Source organism: Flavobacterium sp. GL_143, assembly GCF_057834355.1.
In genome coordinates this window covers 4,881,368-4,902,719 of record NZ_CM174401.1, presented here as the reverse complement: position 1 = coordinate 4,902,719, position 21,352 = coordinate 4,881,368, and the positions used below count along the sequence as shown (strand labels likewise).

Below are 21,352 nucleotides of genomic sequence, written 5' to 3'. Positions count from 1 at the left end.
ATAAATTAGAATTTTACTTTAGTAATGCCAAAATTGGGAATGTAGCCATGTTTTAAAAAACTTTTTTGTAATATTACTATATAAATCATTTATTGAATGAGAAAAATAAAATACAAAAAAGGCCGAAAACTACAACCCTATTCTTTAGAATATACAGGTCGGCATAAAGACACTCAGTCGGAAATGCAACTTTTTGTTTACGATGATTTAGAAATCACCGAATATGAGAATTTCAATATATTAGCTTTAAATGCGTGTATCGATTACACTAAAAATAATTGGCTAAATATTCATGGATTAAATAATATAGATCTTATTAAGACTATTGGAGAATATTTTAAAGTAGACGGCTTTATGCTTGCTGATATTCTCAATACTACAAAAAGGACTAAACTACAAGAACAACAAGAAATACTCTTTTTTAATATAAAATCTCTTTTACCTTCTGAAGATTCAGATAATATTAGTGTAGAGCAGATTAGTTTTATAATCAAAGACGGTATTTTAATCTCTTTTCAGGAAAAACGAAGTGATTTCTTTACACACATTCGCGAACGTATTAGGCAACATGCGGGAATTGTACGAACCAAAAAAGTAGATTACTTGCTTTATTTATTATTAGATGCTGTGATGGAAAATTTTTATATCACACTCGAAGATGAAGAAAACAAAGTAGAAGAATTGATTAATATTACCAAAGGAGATACTAATCCTGCTATTCTTGAAGAAATAGAAAAACACCGCGATAATTTCAATTTCTTAAAACGTTCTATTATACCACTTAGAGATTCTTTATATGATATAAAAAGTATAAAAGACGACAATACATTTAATGGAATCGAAAAGGAAAATTTTAGTTTTTTTGCACGTTTACATCAAAAAAGCTTAGAACTTTTAGAGCAAATAGAGTCGGATATGAGTTCGTTAGAAAGTGCTTCTAATTTCTATTTTTCGGCGCAAAGCCGTAAAATGAATGAAATTATGAAGACATTGACCATAATTTCGGCAATATTTATACCACTTACTTTTATAGTTGGAGTGTATGGAATGAACTTTGAAAATATACCAGAACTTAAATATCAATACGGGTATTATTCTGTTATGATTGGAATGTTTTTATTGGTAATTGCGTTAATAATTTATTTTAAAAAAAGAAGGTGGTTTTAGAGTTAATAGCTGATAGTGAATTAACTGTCGTTCCTTAATTGGCCTGTAATTACGGATAAAATTAATAGTGGACAATATTGTCCTTGATATGACAAATGTCAGTTGTAGTAAGGGGCAATTTCTCTAATTTTGCTTCTTTTTAATTGAAAGGATTTATAACATGAATACCGATTTAATTAAAACTATTTTTAATAAATAAAATATAGGATCTAGACTATTTTTAGATGTTTTTTAAACAATGAAATTATGAGTAAAGCAGTATATATAGCAACAAGCGAGCAGAATAGTGGTAAGTCGATTATTACTTTAGGGTTAATGAGTATGTTGATGGGGAAAACTGCCAAAGTGGGCTATTTTAGACCCATTGTTGAGGATTTTATCGACGGAGAATTGGATAATCATATTGAAACTGTGATTACACATTTTAATCTAGACATTAAATTTGAAGATGCATTTGCTATCACAAAAAGTAAATTAATCAAGAAGAAGAATAAAGGCAAAATAGGAGAAGTATTAGACTTAATAATTGAAAAATACAAACGTCTCGAAGAGCGTTTTGATTTTGTATTAGTCGAAGGAACTAGCTTTACAGGAGAAGGAACAGTAATAGAACTGGATACAAATGTATTAATTGCTAAAAATTTAGGAATTCCAACTATTATCCTTGGTTCAGGAATTGGTAAAACATTAGATGAATTGGTAGATAACCTTTCTCTCGTATATAATTCTTTTAAAATAAAAGAGGTAGAAGTTCTAGCGGTTATTGCAAATAAAGTTCAAATTGAGAATGTTGAATTGGTAACTTCGGGATTGAAAAAAAGCCTTCCAGAAAGTGTTTTGGTTAATGCTATCCCGGTTATTTCGAGTTTGAATAATCCAACAGTTCAGGAAATTGTAAATGAACTAGATGCTAAGGTTTTATTTGGAGCAGCACATTTAAATAATCAAACGGGACATTTTAGTGTAGGAGCGATGCAATTGCATAATTATTTAATGCATTTAAAAGAAAATAGTTTAGTTATTACTCCTGGTGATCGTGCCGATATTATTTTAGGTGCTTTACAGGCTAATGAATCGGCCAATTATCCTACGATATCGGGGATTGTACTTACAGGAAATATTATTCCCGAAGAGAGTATTTTGAAGTTAATAGAAGGACTTTCGCCTATTGTTCCTATTATTTCAGTAGAAGGTGGAACGTATAATATTACGAACCAAATTGGTGCTGTTAAATCGAAAATTTATGCAAATAATGAGCATAAAATAGAAACTTCAATTAATACATTTGAAAAATATGTTGATTTAGATAGTTTATCTGAGAAACTAATCACTTTTGTGGCAGAAGGAATGACACCAAAAATGTTCCAGTATAACTTGGTAACCAGAGCCAAAAAGCATCGTAAACATATTATTTTGCCAGAAGGAAGCGATGAGCGTATTATTATTGCTGCATCGAGATTATTAGCGATGGATGTTGTTGATATTTCGATAATTGGAGATAAAAAACAAATAGAAAGTAAGGTGGCTGAATTAGGAATTACTTTTGACTTTTCGAAAATTAAAATTATAAATCCAATAGAATCTCCATTTTATGAAGACTACGCGAATACTTATTATGAGCTTAGAAAAAATAAGAATGTGACCATTACTATGGCAAGAGATTTAATGGAGGATGTTTCTTATTTTGGAACCATGATGGTTTATAAAGGGCATGCTGACGGAATGGTTTCTGGTGCTGCACATACAACCCAACATACAATATTACCCGCTTTACAGTTTATTAAAACCAAACCAAACTCATCTGTAGTTTCATCGGTATTTTTTATGTGTTTAGAAGACCGTGTTTCGGTGTTTGGAGATTGTGCTATAAATCCTAATCCTACTGCCGAACAATTGGCGGAAATCGCTATTTCATCAGCAGATTCCAGCGCGGCTTTTGGGATAGAACCAAAAATTGCAATGTTATCTTATTCTTCCGGAACTTCTGGTAAAGGAGATGAGGTTGAGAAAGTAAGAGCTGCTACTGAAATTGTTAAACAAAAACGTCCCGATTTAAAAATTGAAGGACCAATTCAATATGATGCAGCCGTAGATAGAAGTGTTGGAAAAAGTAAAATGCCAGATTCTGAAGTTGCAGGACAAGCAAGTGTACTTATTTTTCCTGATTTAAATACAGGAAACAATACCTATAAAGCAGTACAGCGAGAAACAGGAGCACTGGCAATTGGGCCAATGTTGCAAGGATTAAATAAGCCTGTAAATGATTTAAGTCGTGGTTGTACCGTAGATGATATTATAAATACAGTTGTTATTACTGCAATTCAGGCGCAAGGATTGTAATTAATTAAAAATCTGTAAAAAAACTAAGCTTATAAAAAAAAGGAACTGAGTAACTTTGAAACTTAGTGCCTTAGCACCTAAAAAAATAACAATGAAAATATTAATTTTAAATTCAGGAAGCTCTTCTATAAAATATCAATTAATGAAAATGCCAGCAAATGAAGTGATTTGTTCTGGTATGATTGACAGAATTGGTTTAGAAAGTTCGAATGTAACATATAAAACAAAAGATGTTTCTTTTGAAGAAATTTTGCCAATTGCAACACATAAAATAGGATTACAAAAGGTAGCCAGCTTACTTTTAAATGGAGAAACAGGCGTTATAAAAAGTACTTCAGAGATTAATGCTGTAGGACATCGTGTGGTTCATGGCGGAAGTGAATTTACCAAAACAGTTAAGATTGATGAAAAAATAAAAGCCAAAATCAAGCAACTTTTCGAATTAGCACCATTACACAATCCTGCAAATCTTGAAGGAATAAATGTTGCCGAAGAAATTTTTGATACAGCGGAACAAATTGCAGTTTTTGATACTGCTTTTCATCAAACAATACCAGTTGTAGCTCACAAATATGCTATTCCTGACAAGCTTTTAACAGAGAATAAAATACGTATGTATGGTTTTCATGGAACAAGTCATAAATATGTTTCGGAGAATGCTATTAAATACTTGAAGAAACATACTGATACAAAAGGTAAAAATATCATTACAATACATTTAGGTAACGGTTGTAGTATGACAGCGGTTAAAGATGGTAAGAGTATTGACCACACAATGGGATTTGCACCTGCAAATGGTTTAATAATGGGAACACGTGCTGGTGATATTGATCATTCGATAATTTTCTATATGAAAAATACCTTAAATTATTCATTAGAAGAGATTAATACAATACTCCAAAAACAAAGCGGAATGCTTGGTCTTACAGGTTTTAGCGACTTAAGAGATATTGAGGCTCAAGCAGAAAAAGGTAATAAAGAATGCCAATTGGCATTGGCAATGAATGCTTATCGAATAAAAAAATATATAGGTTCTTATACAGCTGTTTTAAATGGTTTAGATGCTATTGTTTTTACTGCAGGAATAGGGGAGAATTCATCTTATATGCGAAAATTAGTTTGTACCGATATGGAGTTTTTTGGAATTGAATTAGATAATGAGAAAAATGAAATTCGTTCTAAATCTAATCGCGAAATCAATACAGAAGCGTCTAGAACCAAAATTTTGGTAATCCCTACAGACGAAGAATTTGAAATTGCAAATCAAGTTCATCATTTGCTTAAAAACTAGATATAACACATTATTTTATAAAAAAAGCTTCTCATCGAGAGGCTTTTTTTATATGAAAATTTGAATAAATGTGATTATATTTGATGATAAATACCAATATTTTGAAATCAAATCTTCTTAAATCACTTTTCCTTATTTTTATAGCGTTACAGGTTCATGCTCAAGAGTTACTCCCTTTTGTAGAAAACTATAATAAATCTAATTACGAAGGTGATAATCAGATATGGAGTGTTGCGCAAGGAAATGATAATGCGATGTATTTTGCAAACAATCATTATTTGGTGCGTTATAATGGAGTAGTTTGGGAAAAATATACTTTGCCAAACAAGACTATCATTCGCTCGATAATGGTCGAAGGAGATAAGATTTATTCAGGTTCCTATAAAGAGTTTGGTTATTGGTATAGAGAAGATGGAAAAATGAAGTATGTTTCTATCTCTAAAAATAGGGGAGTATTTGATGAAAATGAAAATGAAGAAGTATGGAAGATTTTTAAATTTAATGATGTAATATACTTTCAATCATTTAATCAAGTTTTTGCTTATGATGGAAAAAGAATCAAGAAAACTAAACTACCGTTTTTAATATCCTATTGCTTTATTATCAATAATCAGTTGCTTGTAGCTTCTGTAGAGCATGGTGTTTATGTTCTAAAAGGGGATAAGTTAAGTCCGGTAAAAGGATGGAATGCCTTAAAAAATAATGTTATTCATGCAATAGAAAAGTATAAGAATAAGACATACATTTTTACACATAAAAACGGAATTTTTGTTGAAGATAAAGGAACTTTAATTGCCTGGAATAATCCATTAAATGGAATCCTAAAAAGTGCCAATATAAATGTTGCCCGATTTTTAAAAAATAACAAACTTATAATTGGTACCGCTGGAGACGGGATTTATATGTTTGACTTTAATGATAATTCTTTTAAAAACATCAATAGAAAAAATGTATTGATGAACAATTCTATCTTAAGTATAGGACTGGATAAAGAAAATGATTTATGGTTAGGTCTCGATAACGGAATAGCACATATTGAAGTTACTTCGCCAGTATCTATTTTTTATGATAATTCGGGAGTTTTAGGATCAGTATATTCAGTTGTAAACATCGAGAAGGGATATTTAATGGCATCTAACCACGGTGTTTTTAAATATGTAGATAAAAAGCTCTCATTGATTCCTAATAGTCAAGGTCAGGCTTGGAATATAAGTAAAATAGGTTCTAAATACTTTATTGGTCATAACGAAGGAACATTCTTGTATGAAAACGGACAATTTTCTAAATTAAATACAACAAATGGAGGTTGGAATTTGACTAAGAGTAGTATTGGTAATTCTTATTTTCAAGCAACATACAGCGGAGTTGTTGTGTATAAAGACATTAATAACTTAGATGAAAAAGTTATCTTAAACGGATTAAAGAAACCTATAAAATATGTAGCTCAAAACAAAAAAAATGAAGTTTGGGCAGCTGATAATTATAGAGGTTTATATAGAATTTTATATAACGACGATTACGAGACAAAAAAAGTAGAAAACGTTACGCAACACAGTAAAATTAAAAATGATTTTGGTGTAAAAATATTTGAGTTTAGAAAGGAAATACTCTTTTTAATAAATAAAACGTGGTACACTTATAATTCGATAGCGAATCAATTAGAGAAAAATGAACTTTTTAATTCGAATTTTAGTAATATTTCTGATGTAGCTGCTATTGACGAAAGTCATTTTATATTGCTACAAGACGGGTTTTTGTATCACATTTATGCAAATGGCAATAAATTTATCTGGAACAGTATTCAAGAGAAATATTATAAGGGTAAAATAATTAATGACAATCTGAATATTTTTAAAAATAACAATAACTATTTATTAAATCTGGATGATGGTTTTATTTCTTTTCAATTAAAAGACATCAATAAAGAAAAACTAAATTTAGAGGTTGAGGCGTTTAATAACGAAAACTTGATAGAGAATAATTCGAGTATAAATTATAATACCGAGTTAAAGATAAATGTAATCTCAGGAATATTTGGGGCATCAAAACCAAATTTGTCTTATAAAATTAATGGAGAAAATAAATTTATTCCCATAAAAGACGGTTTAATTGTTTTGAACAATTTAAATAGCGGTTCTCACGATGTCGAAATATTTAATCATGATGGTTTAAGTTATAGTAAGATTGCAAATTTTGAATTTGTAGTTGCAAAACCATGGTATCTTTCTGCTTGGATGCTTTTGTTGTATTTGTCTATTATAGGTGTTGTTTTGTATATCTATTATAAATGGAATAACATACGCTACTTACAAAAACTTGAATTAAGAGAAGAAGAGCTAAGACATCAAAAGAAAATTCTGGAAATGGAATTGAAAGCCGAGAATGATTTAAATAGTCAAGAGTACCAAAAACATATTCTTGAACTAGAGTTACAAACTAAATCATCAGAGGTAGCAGGTAAATCACTTTCTATTGCCAAGCAAAGCGAAATGATTGAAAAGATACAAGGCATTCTAGATTCTGAAGCAGATTTTAATAAACTCAAAAGTGAAATAAAGAAAGCGATTAAAATAAATGCTGTTAATAAACACGAGTGGGAAACTTTTGAAAATAACCTGAATCAGATACACAACGAGTTTATCACAACACTTTCTCAAAAATATCCTAACCTGACTTCAAAGGATATTAAGCTTTGCATTTACCTAAAAATGAATCTTTCTTCAAAAGAGATTGCACCTCTAATGAACATCTCATTTAGAGGGGTAGAACTACATCGTTATCGATTAAGGAAGAAATTGAACCTTGTACAGGACGAAAACCTTTCTAATTTTCTATTAAATATATAAAAACACCCTGTTTTTTTAGGGATAATATATTATTTAACTTTAAATTTTATCATATAACAATACATCATTACTACATCAACATGATGTGTGATGGTGTTTTTGTGTTTTTGTAATTTATTAAAAATCATTAACTTAATATGTTTTTTTGCTGTTTTGATGTAGTCATGTAGTATTTCTATTTAACGCACTATAACGTTGTAATTATCTAAGTTTGACAAACTAACTTTAACAATTTATTAATATATGAGAAATCTTATTTTTAGCTTATTAGCGCTCATTCTACTTCCAGCATATATGTCTGGTCAAGTAATTAAAGGTAAGGTTTTGGATTCACAGGGTATGGCAATTCCAGGAACAATGGTCGTTGCCACAGAATCTAGAACTTCAACAGACACAGATTTTGATGGTAATTTTGAAATTAAAGCCAAAGTAGGCGAGACATTAAAAATTAGCATGGTTGGTTTTGAAGCTTCGACTATTAAAGCAACTTCAACTCCTATGAGTATTGTTTTAAAAGAATCAGAAGATACAGCTTTAAAAGAAGTTGTTGTTATAGGATACGGAACAAGAAAGAAAATAGATAATACTTCGGCAGTAAACTCAATTAAGCCAGAAGAAATCACTAGAATGAAAGTAATGAACGCTTCTCAGGCAATACAAGGTAAAGCTGCAGGGGTTCAGGTATCATCTTCTGATGCTCCAGGAAGCACACCTTCTATAGTAATTAGAGGAGCTGGTACTGCATTAGGAGGAAGAAACCCATTATATGTGGTAGATGGTATGCCTACAGAGAATATCAATAACATTAATGCTAATGATATTACTTCGTATGAAATCTTGAAAGACGCTTCTGCACTTGCAATTTACGGAACAAGAGGTGCTAATGGTGTAATTATGATTACAACCAAATCAGGAAAAGGAAAACTTACTGTTGAATTGGAGAGTTTTACAGGTTTTAGAACTCCTTTGAAAAAAGTAAAAATGGCTAATAGTGATCAATACATTAGTTATAATAACTTAGCAGCTTTTGATGATTTCCCAAAAGGTAGATTTGCAGCTAATCAGCCATATAGTACAAATTGGATGGATGAAATAACAAGAACGGGAACTTATTCTCAAAACAATCTTGCTATTTCTGGGTCTACAGAAACTGTTAAATACTTTTTTAGTGTAGGTAATTATGAAGAAAAAGGAATTTTAAATGGATCGGATTACGGACGTACAACTATTAGAAATAATAATGAGTTTAAAATTTCGGATAGGCTTAAATTGTCTCAAAATTTAAGTGTAACTAGTATAAAAAATAGACCAATGCCTTTAGGTGCATTTTCTGCAGCTTATAGACAGTCTCCATTAGTTCCTGTACGTTTTGCTAATGGAAAATATGGAGTTCCATTTGTAGATGAAGCAACAGGAATCGTTTCAGAAAACGGAACAAAATCGTTTAACAATGTAGGAAATCCAGTAGCTCAGTTAGATTATACAGATGAACAACAACAAAGTGTGATTTTACAAGGAGGGTTAAAATTAGATTACGAGATTAGTAAATCATTAAAGTTTACCTCACAATTTAATGCAGAGTATTATACTTACAAACAGTATAACTATGTTGATAACGTTGCTCTTTGGTTAGCAGCAGATCCTACTCGTATACAGGGAGATTATCCTAAGGATTTAAATATAAATACATTAACAAGAGGTAGAGACGAATATTTTAACTGGAATTTATCTAACTACTTAACTTATAATAAAGTTTTTGGAGATATTCATGATATTGAAGTTACTGTAGGTATGGAGTCTAACGTAAATGGTACTAGACAAAAATTAACTATTGATAGAAAGAACGTATATCCAGATTCTAATTACTGGTCTTTAGAAAATGTTAATGTTGCTGGTTCAGTAACAGGTTATAAAGATGAAGCTCTTAATCAAAGAAGATTAGCATCTTATTTTGGTCGTTTCCAATATAAATTAATGGATAGATACTTACTTACAGGTACTGTAAGACGAGACGGTTCATCTCAATTTGCTAAAGATCAGCGTTGGGGAACATTTCCATCAGTTGGTTTAGGATGGATTGTAACAAAAGAAAGCTTCTTAGCGGATATTAAAGAGTTAGACTTATTAAAATTAAGAGGTTCTTGGGGTAGATTAGGAAATCAAAATGTACCACTTAACACTCAGATATTAACTTCAGGAGTAGATTACCCTGGTTTTGGTTCAGGTACAACAATCAATTCTCAAATTGACCCTAGTTTAGGTTGGGAGATTGTTGAGGAGCTTTCAGGAGGTTTTGATTTTGAATTATTGAACAATAGATTAAAAGGATCTTTTGATGCGTATAGCAAAAACACAACAAATACAATTTTGAATGTTAAGCCATATTCAGCTTCAGGAATTACAGTACCTACGCCTGCACACGTTGGGGAGGTATCTAATAAAGGATATGAAGTTGCATTACGTTGGGATGATAGAATAAACGACAATTTTAGCTACTGGGTAGGAGGGAATTATTCTTATAATAAAAATGAACTTACTAGCCTTAAAAATGTTCAATTATCTCCAGTAATTGGTGGTAGTTTATCAAATGGACAAAATGTTAAATTACTTGACAATAGAGCGATTGGACAACCTTTAGGTAGTTTTTATATGTACAAATATGCTGGTGTAGATCAAGATAGTGGAGAAATGTTGTACTACAAAGCAAATGGTACTAAAGTTGTTCAGGAAGGTTTAGATGAACTTAATGATAAAAAGTATGTAGGTTCACTTTTACCAACTTCTACTTATGGAATTACTTTAGGAGCAAACTACAAAAACTTCGATTTTTCTGTTGATGGTTACGGAACAGGAGGAGCAAAAGTGTACAATGGTAAAAAGGCACAACGTTTTGGAGGAGAAAATGTAGAAGCTTCTTTAGTTGGTAATTACGGAACAGCTTCAACTCCTTTACCTTTTAATAAAACTCCTGTTGCTTCCACTTTTTATTTAGAATCTGCAGATTTTTTCAGAATCAATAATATTACTGTAGGATACAAACTTCCTCTTAAAGAAGATCAGTTTATTAGCTTTTGTAGAATATATGTAAATGCAATTAATCCATTCATCACACAAAAATTCTCAGGATTTTCACCTGATATCACAGGTGATGGTAAGTTAGTTGAAGGTACTCAGGGAGTTGAGCTAGATGCTTACCCATCATTGAGATCATTTGTTATAGGTGCTAATTTAAAATTTTAATATTATGAAAAGATTATATATATCAATGTTTGTACTTTCTGGATTATTCTTTTCTGGATGTTCAAATGAGTTTTTAGATGTAGACCCAACTCAAGCTCTTCCAGCAGATCCAGCGTTGGTAAATAGTGATGCGGGAGCTTCAGGATTTGTAACTGCAATTTACAATCAGTTCTTAAACTGGGACATGTCTTCTTTTGGATGGAACGCAGTAACAAGTATTATTTCAGATGATGCCGATAAAGGTTCAGATCCTAGTGATGCTGGTACAGATAAAGACGTTATTGATGCTTTAACTTATAATGCATCAACTCCATCATTTCAATCTACTTGGGATGCTAATTATGCAGGAATAAACAGATGTAATCAGGCATTGGCAATGTTCCCTAGATTAGATAAAGTAACACCTAGTTTGAAAGTGAGATTAGAGGGAGAAGCTAAATTTATGAGAGCTTTTATGTACTTTACTTTAGTAAAAGGATACGGAGGAGTTCCTATTGTAGATCGTTTAGCTAATGTTCCAATTACAGAAGAGGACAGAAAAATGCAATTAACACGTAAATCTACTGCAGAAGTTTATGCTTTTATAGAACAAGATTTAAATGATGCAATAGCTAATTTACCTGAAAAATCTGCTTACTCAGGTGCTGATAGAATGAGAGTTTCTAAAGGATCTGCATATGCGTTGTTAGCAAAAGTTAATTTATATCAAAAAAATTGGCAAAAAGTAATTGACAATTGTGATAAAGTAACAGGATATGTTCTAGTTTCAGATTATGCTTCTATGTATAAATTAGACGGAGAATTTGGCCCAGAATCTATTTTTGAAATTAATGGAGTAGGTTCTACTTCTAGCCCTGGATTTGGAATTCCAAATTACACAGCTTCTCAAGCACCACGTGGAGCTGGAGGTTGGGGTTGGGGATTCAATACACCAACTGAAGGTTTAGCTAATGCTTATGAAGCTGGAGATGTTAGAAGAAGTGCTACTATTATTTTTAGAGGATCTACTTTATATGATGGAAGAGAAGTACCTTCTTCAGTAGCTAACGCAATGTATAATTATAAAGCATACTCATCTGCTTATTATAACCAAGAATTTACAGATACAAATCTTAGATATTTGAGGTATGCTGAAGTATTGTTAATGAAAGCAGAAGCTTTAAATGAATTAGGACAAACATCAGCAGCTATTCCTTTCTTAAATCAAGTTCGTAAAAGAGCTAAATTAGGAGATACACCCGCAGTAGGTCAAGATGATGTTAGAATAGCAATCTGGAAAGAAAGAAGAGTAGAGTTAGCTTTTGAGCATGACAGATGGTTTGACATCATCAGAACTGGTCAAGCTGAAGCAGCGATGAAAGCAGACGTAAGCCCTGCTTTCCCTAATGGAAAAACTTTTATTGTTGGTAGACACGAATTGTTTCCACTTCCAACAACTTTCATAAGAGAATCTGTAGGATACTCAGATCAAAACCCTGGTTACTAAAATACCAAATAATCACTTCCTCCAGAGTATGGAGGAAGTGATATTTATTAATTGCATAAATTTTTATAATGATTAGAATTTCAGTTTTATTGATGGCTTTTGTTTTTTTAGGTTGTGGATCAAAAATGGACAAATCTAAAGAGAGTACTGTAGCTCCCACAGTTGTAAAACTATCGGATGAAGAGCTTATGGATGTAGTGCAAAAACAAACTTTTAAGTATTTCTGGGACTATGCTGAACCAAACTCGGGATTGGCGAGAGAGCGCTATCATCCTGATGGGGTTTATCCCGAAAATGATGCTAATGTTGTTACGACCGGAGGTTCTGGTTTTGGGTTAATGGCAATTGTGTCTGGAATGTCAAGAGGTTACATTACAAAAAAAGAAGGTACAGAGAGACTTAATAAAATAGCTGATTTCTTGGCTAAAGCCGACCGTTTTCACGGAGCTTGGTCACATTGGATTGATGGAAATACAGGAAAAGTAAAACCATTTGGAACTAAAGATAATGGAGGAGATTTAGTAGAAACTTCATTTTTAGTTAGCGGAATGATTACTGTTCGTGAATACCTAAAAAATGGTTCGAGCGCTGAAAAAGCAGTCGCAGAAAAATACGATGCACTTTGGAAAGGGGTAGACTGGAAATGGTACACAAATAACAAGAATTTCTTGTATTGGCATTGGTCGCCTACTTACGATTGGCAAATGAATTTTCCTTTAGAGGGATATAACGAATGTTTAATTACTTACATATTGGCGGCAGCTTCGCCAACACACCCAATTACGCCGAAAGAATACCACGAAGGTTGGGCAAGAAATGGGGGAATAGTTACGGATAAAACCAAATATAATATTCCCCTAATTCTAAAACACAATGGAGCTGAAGAATTTGGAGGTCCTTTATTTTGGGCACATTATTCGTATGTTGGACTTGATCCAAACCAATTAACTGACAAATATGCAAACTATTGGGATCTTAATGTAAATCACGTAAAAATCGATTATGAGTATTGTGTAAAAAATCCTAAGAAATTTAAAGGATACGGTTCTGATTATTGGGGATTAACAGCATCTTATTCTAGAAACCCAGACGGAACTACAGGTTACAACGCACATATGCCTAGTAATGATGTAGGAGTTATTGCACCAACAGCAGCAATTAGCTCAATTGTTTATACACCAAAAGAATCTATTGCAGTGATGCGTAATTTATACGAAAATCATAAAAAAGATACTTGGGGAGTAGCAGGATTTTATGATGCTAGTAGTTTACAATACGGTTGGACTGCTCAACGCTATTTGGCGATAGACCAAGGTCCAGAAGTGGTTATGTTAGAGAACTATCGTTCTGGTTTATTATGGGAATTATTTATGAATGCTCCAGAAGTTAAACAAGGATTGATAGGATTAGGTTTTCACTCAGGTAAATACGGATTCTAGAAAACAGTTTTAATATGAAGTATAAATTAGCAGTAGTAGCTCTATTATTTTCGTTCATTTCTTTTGCTCAAACAACTGTAAATGGGAAGATTAAAACCGAAATCATTCAAAAACATGAACTAGGGTACGCATTGCATATTCCAGCGGATATAAAAGAGAAGAAACCATTGCTAATTTTTCTTCATGGTTCTGGCGAAAAAGGAACCGATATTGAGAAAGTAAAAATTCACGGTCCATTTAAGTATTTAAAAGATCACAAACTCGATGCTTATGTTCTTGCTCCACAATGTCCAGAAGGCGAAGAATGGGATGCAGAAGTTTTATACCGATTGATCTTAAAAATCCAGAAAGAAAACAATATAGATTCAGATAGAATTTATGTTACAGGATTAAGCCTGGGAGGTTGGGGAACATGGAATTTAGCTTTTGCGCATCCAGATATGTTTGCAGCAATAGTTCCTATTTCGGGATTTGTAGATTTAATTCAATTAGAGCAGACATGTAAAATAGCAAAGATTCCAACACGTATTTTCCATGGATTAATGGATGATGTCGTGAATATAGATTATGCGATTACAATTTATAAGGAATTAAAAAAATGTAATAGCAATGTAGAGTTGACCATTTTTGATGATGCAGGTCATGATAGTTGGTCAAGAGTATATGACAACCAGGAAATTTATGACTGGATGTTTAAACAAGTAAGAAATAAATAAAACCCATAGAATGAAAAACAAATTAGTAATACTCTTTTTAGGATGTGCTTTTTTGAGTTATGCTCAAAAAAAAGAAGCCAAAAAAACTGTAAAAATTAAGCCAAGATCAGAGTTCGTTTCAGAGTTGATGTCAAAAATGACAGTAGATGAAAAAATCGGACAGTTAAATTTACCAACTTCTGGAGATATAACAACTGGTCAGGCTAATAGTTCTAATGTTGCTAAAAATATTGAAGAAGGAAAAGTAGGTGGACTATTCAATATTAAATCAGTTCAAAAGATAAAAGAAGTACAAAAGATTGCAGTCGAAAAAAGCCGATTGAAAATTCCTTTGCTTTTTGGTATGGACGTTATTCATGGTTATGAAACTACATTCCCAATTCCGCTTGGATTATCTTGTATTTGGGATATGAAAGCAATTGAAAGAAGTGCTCAAATTGCAGCACAAGAAGCTAGTGCAGATGGTATTAACTGGACATTCTCACCAATGGTAGATATATCTCGTGATCCACGTTGGGGTAGAGTTTCTGAAGGTTCAGGAGAAGATCCGTATTTAGGTAGTGAAATTGCAAAAGCAATGGTTAACGGATACCAACAACATGATCTTTCTAAAAACAATACTATTTTATCATGTGTAAAACATTTTGCTTTATATGGTGCGCCAGAAGCAGGACGTGATTACAACACGGTAGATATGAGTAAAATAAGAATGTATAATGAATATTTTCCACCATATAAAGCTGCTATTGATGCAGGTGTAGGTTCGGTTATGGCATCTTTCAATGAAATTGACGGAATTCCAGCAACTGGAAATAAATGGTTAATGACCGATGTTTTAAGAAAAGAATGGGGTTTTAAAGGATTTGTAGTTACAGATTACACAGGAATTCCAGAAATGATTGATCACGGAATGGGAGATTTACAAACCGTATCAGCATTGGCATTAAACGCAGGTGTAGAGATGGATATGGTAGGAGAAGGATTCCTTACGACATTAAAAAAATCATTGGCAGAGAATAAAGTAAGTATAGAACAATTAGACAATGCAGTACGTCTTATTCTTGAGGCTAAATACGATTTAGGATTGTTTGAAGATCCTTATAAATACTGTGATCCAAAAAGAGCTAAAACAGAGATTTTTACAGCAAGCCATAGAGCCGAAGCTAGAAAAATATCTTCACAATCATTGGTTTTATTAAAAAACGAAAATCAATTATTGCCATTAAAAAAATCAGGAACAATTGCAGTAATTGGACCATTGGCTGATGCCAAAGAAAATATGCCAGGTACTTGGAGTGTTGCTACAAATATGAAAACTGCTATATCATTATTAGCAGGAATTAAAGATGTTGCAGGAAAATCAACAAACGTGCTTTATGCAAAAGGAAGTAACCTAGATTACGATGCTACATTTGAAGAGAAAGCAACAATGTTTGGTAAAACATTACACCGTGACAACAGAACTAAAGAAGAATTGCTTGCAGAAGCTTTAAAAGTAGCTTCACAATCAGATGTAATTGTTGCTGCAATCGGTGAGTCTGCTGAGATGAGCGGAGAAAGTAGTAGTAGAACTAACTTAGAAATTCCACAAGCACAAAAAGATTTATTACAAGCATTATTAAAAACAGGAAAACCAGTTGTTGTAGTTTTATTTGATGGTCGTCCGTTAGTAATAAAAGAAGAAAGCGAAACTGTTCCAGCAATTCTTAATGTTTGGTTTGCAGGAAGTGAAGCAGGGCATGCAATTGCAGATGTATTGTTTGGAGATGAAAATCCTTCAGGAAAATTAACATCTACATTCCCAAGAAACGTAGGACAAGTGCCTATTTATTATAACCAAAAAAATACAGGAAGACCACTTTTAAACAAAGAAGGAAAATTTGAAAAATTCAGATCTAACTTTATTGACGAAAGAAACGAGCCTTTATATGCTTTTGGTTACGGATTAAGTTATACAACTTTTGATTACTCAAACTTAAAAATTTCATCTGATAAAATGAACTTCACAGGAAAACTAAATGTTACTGTTGATGTTACAAATACAGGAAATTATGATGGTAAAGAAGTAGTTCAATTATACATAAGAGATTTAGTAGGATCTGTTACAAGACCAGTAAGAGAACTTAAAGGTTTCCAAAAGATAGACCTTAAAAAAGGAGAAAAAAGAACTGTGAATTTTGAAATTACTGTTGAAGACTTGAAATTTTACAATTCAGACTTAAAATTTATTGCAGAGCCAGGACAATTCGACATATTTGTTGGAACTGACTCAAATGCAGAGAAGAAAGTTAGTTTTGAGTTAATCAAGTAATTGGTTGGTTTGATTGATTCGTGTTTGGCCCTTCGTTATTGGTTTCGAAGGGCCTTTTTTTTAACTTAAAATGGCGTAGTTTTTAAGTAAACTCGCTACCTATTAACTATTTTAAACCTTAAAAAATTATACAATGAATGCTAGTAAAATATTAAGCGCATCTTTTATGCTAACAATATTTGTTTTCACTTCTTGTAATGTTACAAAAAACGGAATTGTTGCACATCGAGGAGCTTGGAAAAAAAATAATTTACCAGAAAACTCTATAGCCGCACTTAGGCATGCTATCGATTTAAAAGCGGTAGGGTCAGAATTTGATGTAGTCATGACAGTCGATGATTCTCTTGTTATAAATCACGATCCTCATTATAACAAACTAATTGTTGAAGAAACAAAATATGCCGACTTAATAAAGTTTAAACTCTCTAATGGAGAAAAGCTACCAACCTTACGAGAGTATATTCTGGAAGGACAAAAAAATAATAAACACACAACTTTAGTTTGCGAAATAAAACCTTCGGGAGTAAGCAAGGAAAGAGGGAAGAAAATTGCCTTAAAAGTGATGGAAACAGTAAAGAAGCTTAAAGCTGAAAAAATAACTACATATATCAGTTTTGATTACGAAATCCTGAAACAAATTAGAGAAGTAGATTCAAAAACTACATTGCAATATCTAGAAGGAAATAAATCTCCTAAAGAAGTAAAACTAGATAATATTACAGGTGTAGATTATCATTATTCAGTTTTTAAAAAACATCCAGATTGGATAAAAGAAGCAAAAGATAATAAGATAAGCCTAAATGTTTGGACTGTTAATGAAGTAGATGATATGGATTGGATTATTGAAAACAAATTTGACTACATCACAACCAACGAACCAGAATTATTAGCCGAAAGAGTAAAGACTAAAAAATAGATTTTTTGAGAGAATAAGATTCAGCCAGATTATGTGTAAAATATAAAAGATATGATGAAAATTAACTATAAACTATATTCATTAGCAGCACTTTTGTTGCTTTTGGTAGGATGTAAAATTCATACATCAGAACCTAAAACAAACCTTATTGGAAAAACGGAATGGTTTGATCCAAATAAACCAGCATCAACATATTGTAATCCAGTAAATATTGGATACAATTACACGACCGAAAACCATAACGGAATCCCCGAATCACGCCGTTCGAGCGCAGATCCTGTGATTATTACCTATAAAAACGAATACTATCTTTTTGGTACGAATCAGGCAGGATTCTTTTGGAGTAAAGATATGTCCAATTGGGAATTTGTTTACGGTAGTTTTCAGAGACGTCCCGCCGATGATGATCAATGTGCGCCAGCAGCTTGGGTTGTAAATGACACCTTATTTTATGTAGGTTCAACCTGGAAAAAAGACCATCCTATTTGGAAAACAGCTAATCCAAAATCGGGTAGATGGACAAGACATGTTGATACAGCTATGTTACCAACTTGGGATCCGGCAATTTTTCAGGACGATGATAAAAAAGTGTATATGTACTATGGTTCAAGCGGAAAATTGCCATTAGTTGGTACCGAAGTAGATTATAAAACATGGTTACCAGTAGGGAATCAGGCAGATTATGCCAAACTATACGCAGCAACCGAAGTAGAGGATATTCAGCATCCATACGGAGAGATAAAAGAAGTTGTAGGTTTAGATCCTGCAAACCATGGTTGGGAACGTTTTGGACCTAATAATGATATGGAACCTGCACCGTGGGGAAATTTTATAGAGGGAGCATGGATGACTAAGCACAACGGAAAATATTATATGCAATACGGAGCGCCGGCTACCGAGTTTAAAGGTTATGCCAATGGAGTACATGTAGGAGATAATCCGTTAGGGCCATTTGTTTACCAAAAACACAACCCAATGTCATATAAACCAGGAGGTTTTGTAATAGGAGCAGGACACGGAAATACCTTTGCTGATAATTATGGGAATTACTGGAATACAGGAACGTGTAAAATTTCAATAAAAGACCGTTTTGAGCGTCGTATCGATATGTTTCCGGCAGGATTTGATAAAGATGATGTAATGTACTCTATTACATCTTATGGTGATTTCCCGATTGTATTACCAACAAAACAACGTGATCAGACAAAAGGAGCTTCTGCAGGTTGGATGTTACTGTCGTATAAAAAACCAGTAACTGTTTCTTCTTCAGAAGAATGTATGGAAGTTCAAACACATAGAGTTGATAACGGAGGGAAAAAAGTATTTGAGAAATTTTGTTACGGAGCTAGTAATTTAACCGATGAAGATATTCAGACCTATTGGTCGGCAAAAACAAGTAATCCAGGCGAGTGGTTACAGCTTGATTTAGGTAGAAAGATGCAAATAAATGCACTGCAAATAAATTATGCCGATCATAAAGCGACTCAGTATAATAAGGCAATGGATATTTATTATCAGTATAAAATATTTATGTCTGATGATGCTGTAAATTGGACTTTGGTTGTAGATAAGTCCCGAAATGACAAAGATGTACCACATGATTATGTAGAGTTAACAAAACCAATCAAGGCGCGTTATATAAAAATGGTGAATATTCATAACGCTTCAGGATTATTTGCAGTTTCAGATTTTAGAGTTTTTGGAAACGGATTGTTAGAAAAACCAAAACCAGTTTCTGAATTTAAAGTAGACAGAAGCGCTACAGATTCTCGTAATGCAATGATTTCTTGGAAAAAGCAATCAGATGCAATAGGATATAATATTTATTACGGAATTGCTTCTGATAAATTATACAACAGTATAATGGTTTATGATGAAGGTTCATACGACTTTAGAGGCTTAGATAAAGGAACAAAGTATTACTTTACTATCGAAGCTTTTAATGAAAATGGTATTGCAGAAAAAAATCAGATTATAGAAGTAAAATAATTTAGATTTAATCTTCAGAAAAGGTTCTGGAAAATTTCACGGAGTTGTAAAGAATTTTGTTCCTTTGTGAAACTGATTTGAATAAAGTTAAAATCAGAATAATTAACCATACAAAATGCTATATAACCAATGAAAAAAACATCTTTATTAACTGTTTTTCTTTTAACAGGATTGGTGTCGTTTGCACAAACACCAGATGAACAAAATTTAAAATCAATTTACAAAGCAGCGCTAACCCAATCTAAATGTTATACTTGGTTAGAATATCTATCCAATGATATCGGAGGGCGACTATCTGGCACAAAAAATGCTGCGGATGCAGTACAATACACTAAAAATCAATTAGAGAGTATTGGACTAGACAGAGTATATCTTCAAGAAGTAATGGTGCCACATTGGGTTCGTGGAGAAAAAGAAACAGCTTATATTTTAGACAATAAAACAAAAACTGTAGTACCAATTACAGCTTTGGGAGGTTCTATAGCTACACCAAAAACTGGAATTACCGCAGAGGTAATCGAAGTAAAGGGAATTAAAGAGCTAAACGAACTAGGAGATAAAGTAAAAGGAAAAATCGTATTCTTTAACAGACCAATGGATCCTGAAAATGTGGAAACATTTAAATCATACGGAGGTTGTGTAGATCAAAGATATGCAGGAGCAAAAGAAGCTGCTAAATTTGGAGCAGTAGGAACAATTGTTCGATCTATGAATTTAAGATTAGATGATTTTCCTCATACAGGAGCACAAAGTTATGGCGATTTACCAAAATCAGAATACATACCAACGGCTGCAATTAGTACAAATGGAGCAGAATTATTGAGTAAATCTTTAAAGAAAAACCCAACTTTAAAATTTTACTTTAAGCAATCTTGTGAGCAACTACCAGATGTATTATCTCATAACGTAATTGGAGAAATAAAAGGAACAGAGCATCCGGAAAACATTATGATTGTAGGCGGACATCTTGATTCTTGGGATTTAGCTGATGGTTCTCATGACGATGGAGCAGGAGTAGTACAAAGTATGGAAGTAGTTCGTATCCTTAAAAACTTAGGATATAAACCTAAAAACACAATTCGTGTAGTATTGTTTATGAACGAGGAAAACGGAGGTAAAGGTGGCGCTATGTACGAAGAGATGGCACAAAAAAATAAAGAGAACCATATTTTTGCTTTAGAGAGTGATTCAGGAGGATTTAGTCCAAGAGGTTTCTCTTTTGAGACAGATGATGAGAATTTTGCGAAAATACAAAACTACAAAGGCTTATTTGAACCTTATTTAATACATAGTTTTGTAAAAGGACATAGTGGTTCAGATATCGGACATTTAACATCGGCTAAACCACTTGTAAAAGCAGGTTTAAAACCAGATTCACAACGTTACTTTGATTATCACCATGCAGCCAATGATAAATTTGATGCAATAAACAAAAGAGAACTAGAACTTGGAGCTGCGACAATGGCTTCATTAGTGTATCTAATTGATCAAAACGGAATCTTGACTAAATAGTCTCACTATTTATAAATAAAAGTAAGAGGCTGTCCGAAAAGTAATTTTTAGACAGCCTTTTTGTTGTTTTTTTAATTCTTAGATGATATGATAGATAAT

At 32.6% G+C, this 21,352-nt stretch carries 12 protein-coding genes; all 12 read left to right on the top strand.

Annotated features, from left to right (window positions below; genetic code table 11):
- The first annotated feature begins 96 nt into the window (after positions 1 to 96).
- Complete coding sequence (corA, locus tag AC3IPI_RS20660; RefSeq protein WP_039118308.1) at positions 97 to 1,167, top strand: magnesium/cobalt transporter CorA; 1,071 nt, start codon at positions 97 to 99, stop codon at positions 1,165 to 1,167.
- Positions 1,168 to 1,413: 246 nt separating this feature from the next.
- Positions 1,414 to 3,507: a phosphate acetyltransferase gene (pta, locus tag AC3IPI_RS20655; protein WP_039113024.1), complete on the top strand. Its 2,094-nt coding sequence runs from the start codon at positions 1,414 to 1,416 to the stop codon at positions 3,505 to 3,507.
- 91 nt (positions 3,508 to 3,598) lie between these two features.
- Positions 3,599 to 4,798: an acetate/propionate family kinase gene (locus AC3IPI_RS20650; RefSeq protein ID WP_039113023.1), complete on the top strand. Its 1,200-nt coding sequence runs from the start codon at positions 3,599 to 3,601 to the stop codon at positions 4,796 to 4,798.
- Positions 4,799 to 4,899: 101 nt separating this feature from the next.
- Positions 4,900 to 7,644, top strand: a complete 2,745-nt coding sequence (locus tag AC3IPI_RS20645) for a helix-turn-helix and ligand-binding sensor domain-containing protein (protein WP_489155404.1) — start codon at positions 4,900 to 4,902, stop codon at positions 7,642 to 7,644.
- A 243-nt stretch (positions 7,645 to 7,887) separates the two neighbouring features.
- Positions 7,888 to 10,884, top strand: coding sequence for a SusC/RagA family TonB-linked outer membrane protein (locus AC3IPI_RS20640; protein WP_489155402.1), 2,997 nt, complete (start codon positions 7,888 to 7,890; stop codon positions 10,882 to 10,884).
- A gap of 4 nt (positions 10,885 to 10,888) precedes the next feature.
- Entirely contained in the window at positions 10,889 to 12,370 is a 1,482-nt protein-coding gene (locus AC3IPI_RS20635; protein ID WP_489155400.1) for a RagB/SusD family nutrient uptake outer membrane protein, read from the top strand.
- 68 nt (positions 12,371 to 12,438) lie between these two features.
- Positions 12,439 to 13,809, top strand: a complete 1,371-nt coding sequence (locus AC3IPI_RS20630; protein WP_489155398.1) for a glucoamylase family protein — start codon at positions 12,439 to 12,441, stop codon at positions 13,807 to 13,809.
- A 14-nt stretch (positions 13,810 to 13,823) separates the two neighbouring features.
- The gene (locus AC3IPI_RS20625; RefSeq protein WP_489155396.1) at positions 13,824 to 14,525 is read left to right on the top strand and encodes a carboxylesterase family protein; all 702 of its coding nucleotides are present in this window, start codon (positions 13,824 to 13,826) and stop codon (positions 14,523 to 14,525) included.
- Positions 14,526 to 14,535: 10 nt separating this feature from the next.
- Positions 14,536 to 16,836 (top strand): beta-glucosidase BglX, encoded by a 2,301-nt coding sequence (gene bglX / locus AC3IPI_RS20620; RefSeq protein WP_489155394.1) that lies wholly within the window; start codon positions 14,536 to 14,538, stop codon positions 16,834 to 16,836.
- A gap of 133 nt (positions 16,837 to 16,969) precedes the next feature.
- Positions 16,970 to 17,752 (top strand): glycerophosphodiester phosphodiesterase family protein, encoded by a 783-nt coding sequence (locus AC3IPI_RS20615; protein ID WP_489155392.1) that lies wholly within the window; start codon positions 16,970 to 16,972, stop codon positions 17,750 to 17,752.
- 51 nt (positions 17,753 to 17,803) lie between these two features.
- A complete protein-coding gene (locus AC3IPI_RS20610) occupies positions 17,804 to 19,741 on the top strand; it encodes a discoidin domain-containing protein (protein WP_489155390.1) in 1,938 nt (645 codons plus the stop codon).
- A gap of 129 nt (positions 19,742 to 19,870) precedes the next feature.
- The gene (locus AC3IPI_RS20605) at positions 19,871 to 21,253 is read left to right on the top strand and encodes a M20/M25/M40 family metallo-hydrolase (protein ID WP_489155388.1); all 1,383 of its coding nucleotides are present in this window, start codon (positions 19,871 to 19,873) and stop codon (positions 21,251 to 21,253) included.
- The last annotated feature ends 99 nt before the right edge of the window (positions 21,254 to 21,352 follow it).

Coding starts and splice junctions, on each gene's coding strand:
- corA (WP_039118308.1), top strand. CDS start 97: ATGAGAAAAATAAAATACAAAAAAGGCCGAAAACTACAACCCTATTCT.
- pta (WP_039113024.1), top strand. CDS start 1,414: ATGAGTAAAGCAGTATATATAGCAACAAGCGAGCAGAATAGTGGTAAG.
- AC3IPI_RS20650 (WP_039113023.1), top strand. CDS start 3,599: ATGAAAATATTAATTTTAAATTCAGGAAGCTCTTCTATAAAATATCAA.
- AC3IPI_RS20640 (WP_489155402.1), top strand. CDS start 7,888: ATGAGAAATCTTATTTTTAGCTTATTAGCGCTCATTCTACTTCCAGCA.
- AC3IPI_RS20635 (WP_489155400.1), top strand. CDS start 10,889: ATGAAAAGATTATATATATCAATGTTTGTACTTTCTGGATTATTCTTT.
- AC3IPI_RS20630 (WP_489155398.1), top strand. CDS start 12,439: ATGATTAGAATTTCAGTTTTATTGATGGCTTTTGTTTTTTTAGGTTGT.
- AC3IPI_RS20625 (WP_489155396.1), top strand. CDS start 13,824: ATGAAGTATAAATTAGCAGTAGTAGCTCTATTATTTTCGTTCATTTCT.
- bglX (WP_489155394.1), top strand. CDS start 14,536: ATGAAAAACAAATTAGTAATACTCTTTTTAGGATGTGCTTTTTTGAGT.
- AC3IPI_RS20615 (WP_489155392.1), top strand. CDS start 16,970: ATGAATGCTAGTAAAATATTAAGCGCATCTTTTATGCTAACAATATTT.
- AC3IPI_RS20610 (WP_489155390.1), top strand. CDS start 17,804: ATGATGAAAATTAACTATAAACTATATTCATTAGCAGCACTTTTGTTG.
- AC3IPI_RS20605 (WP_489155388.1), top strand. CDS start 19,871: ATGAAAAAAACATCTTTATTAACTGTTTTTCTTTTAACAGGATTGGTG.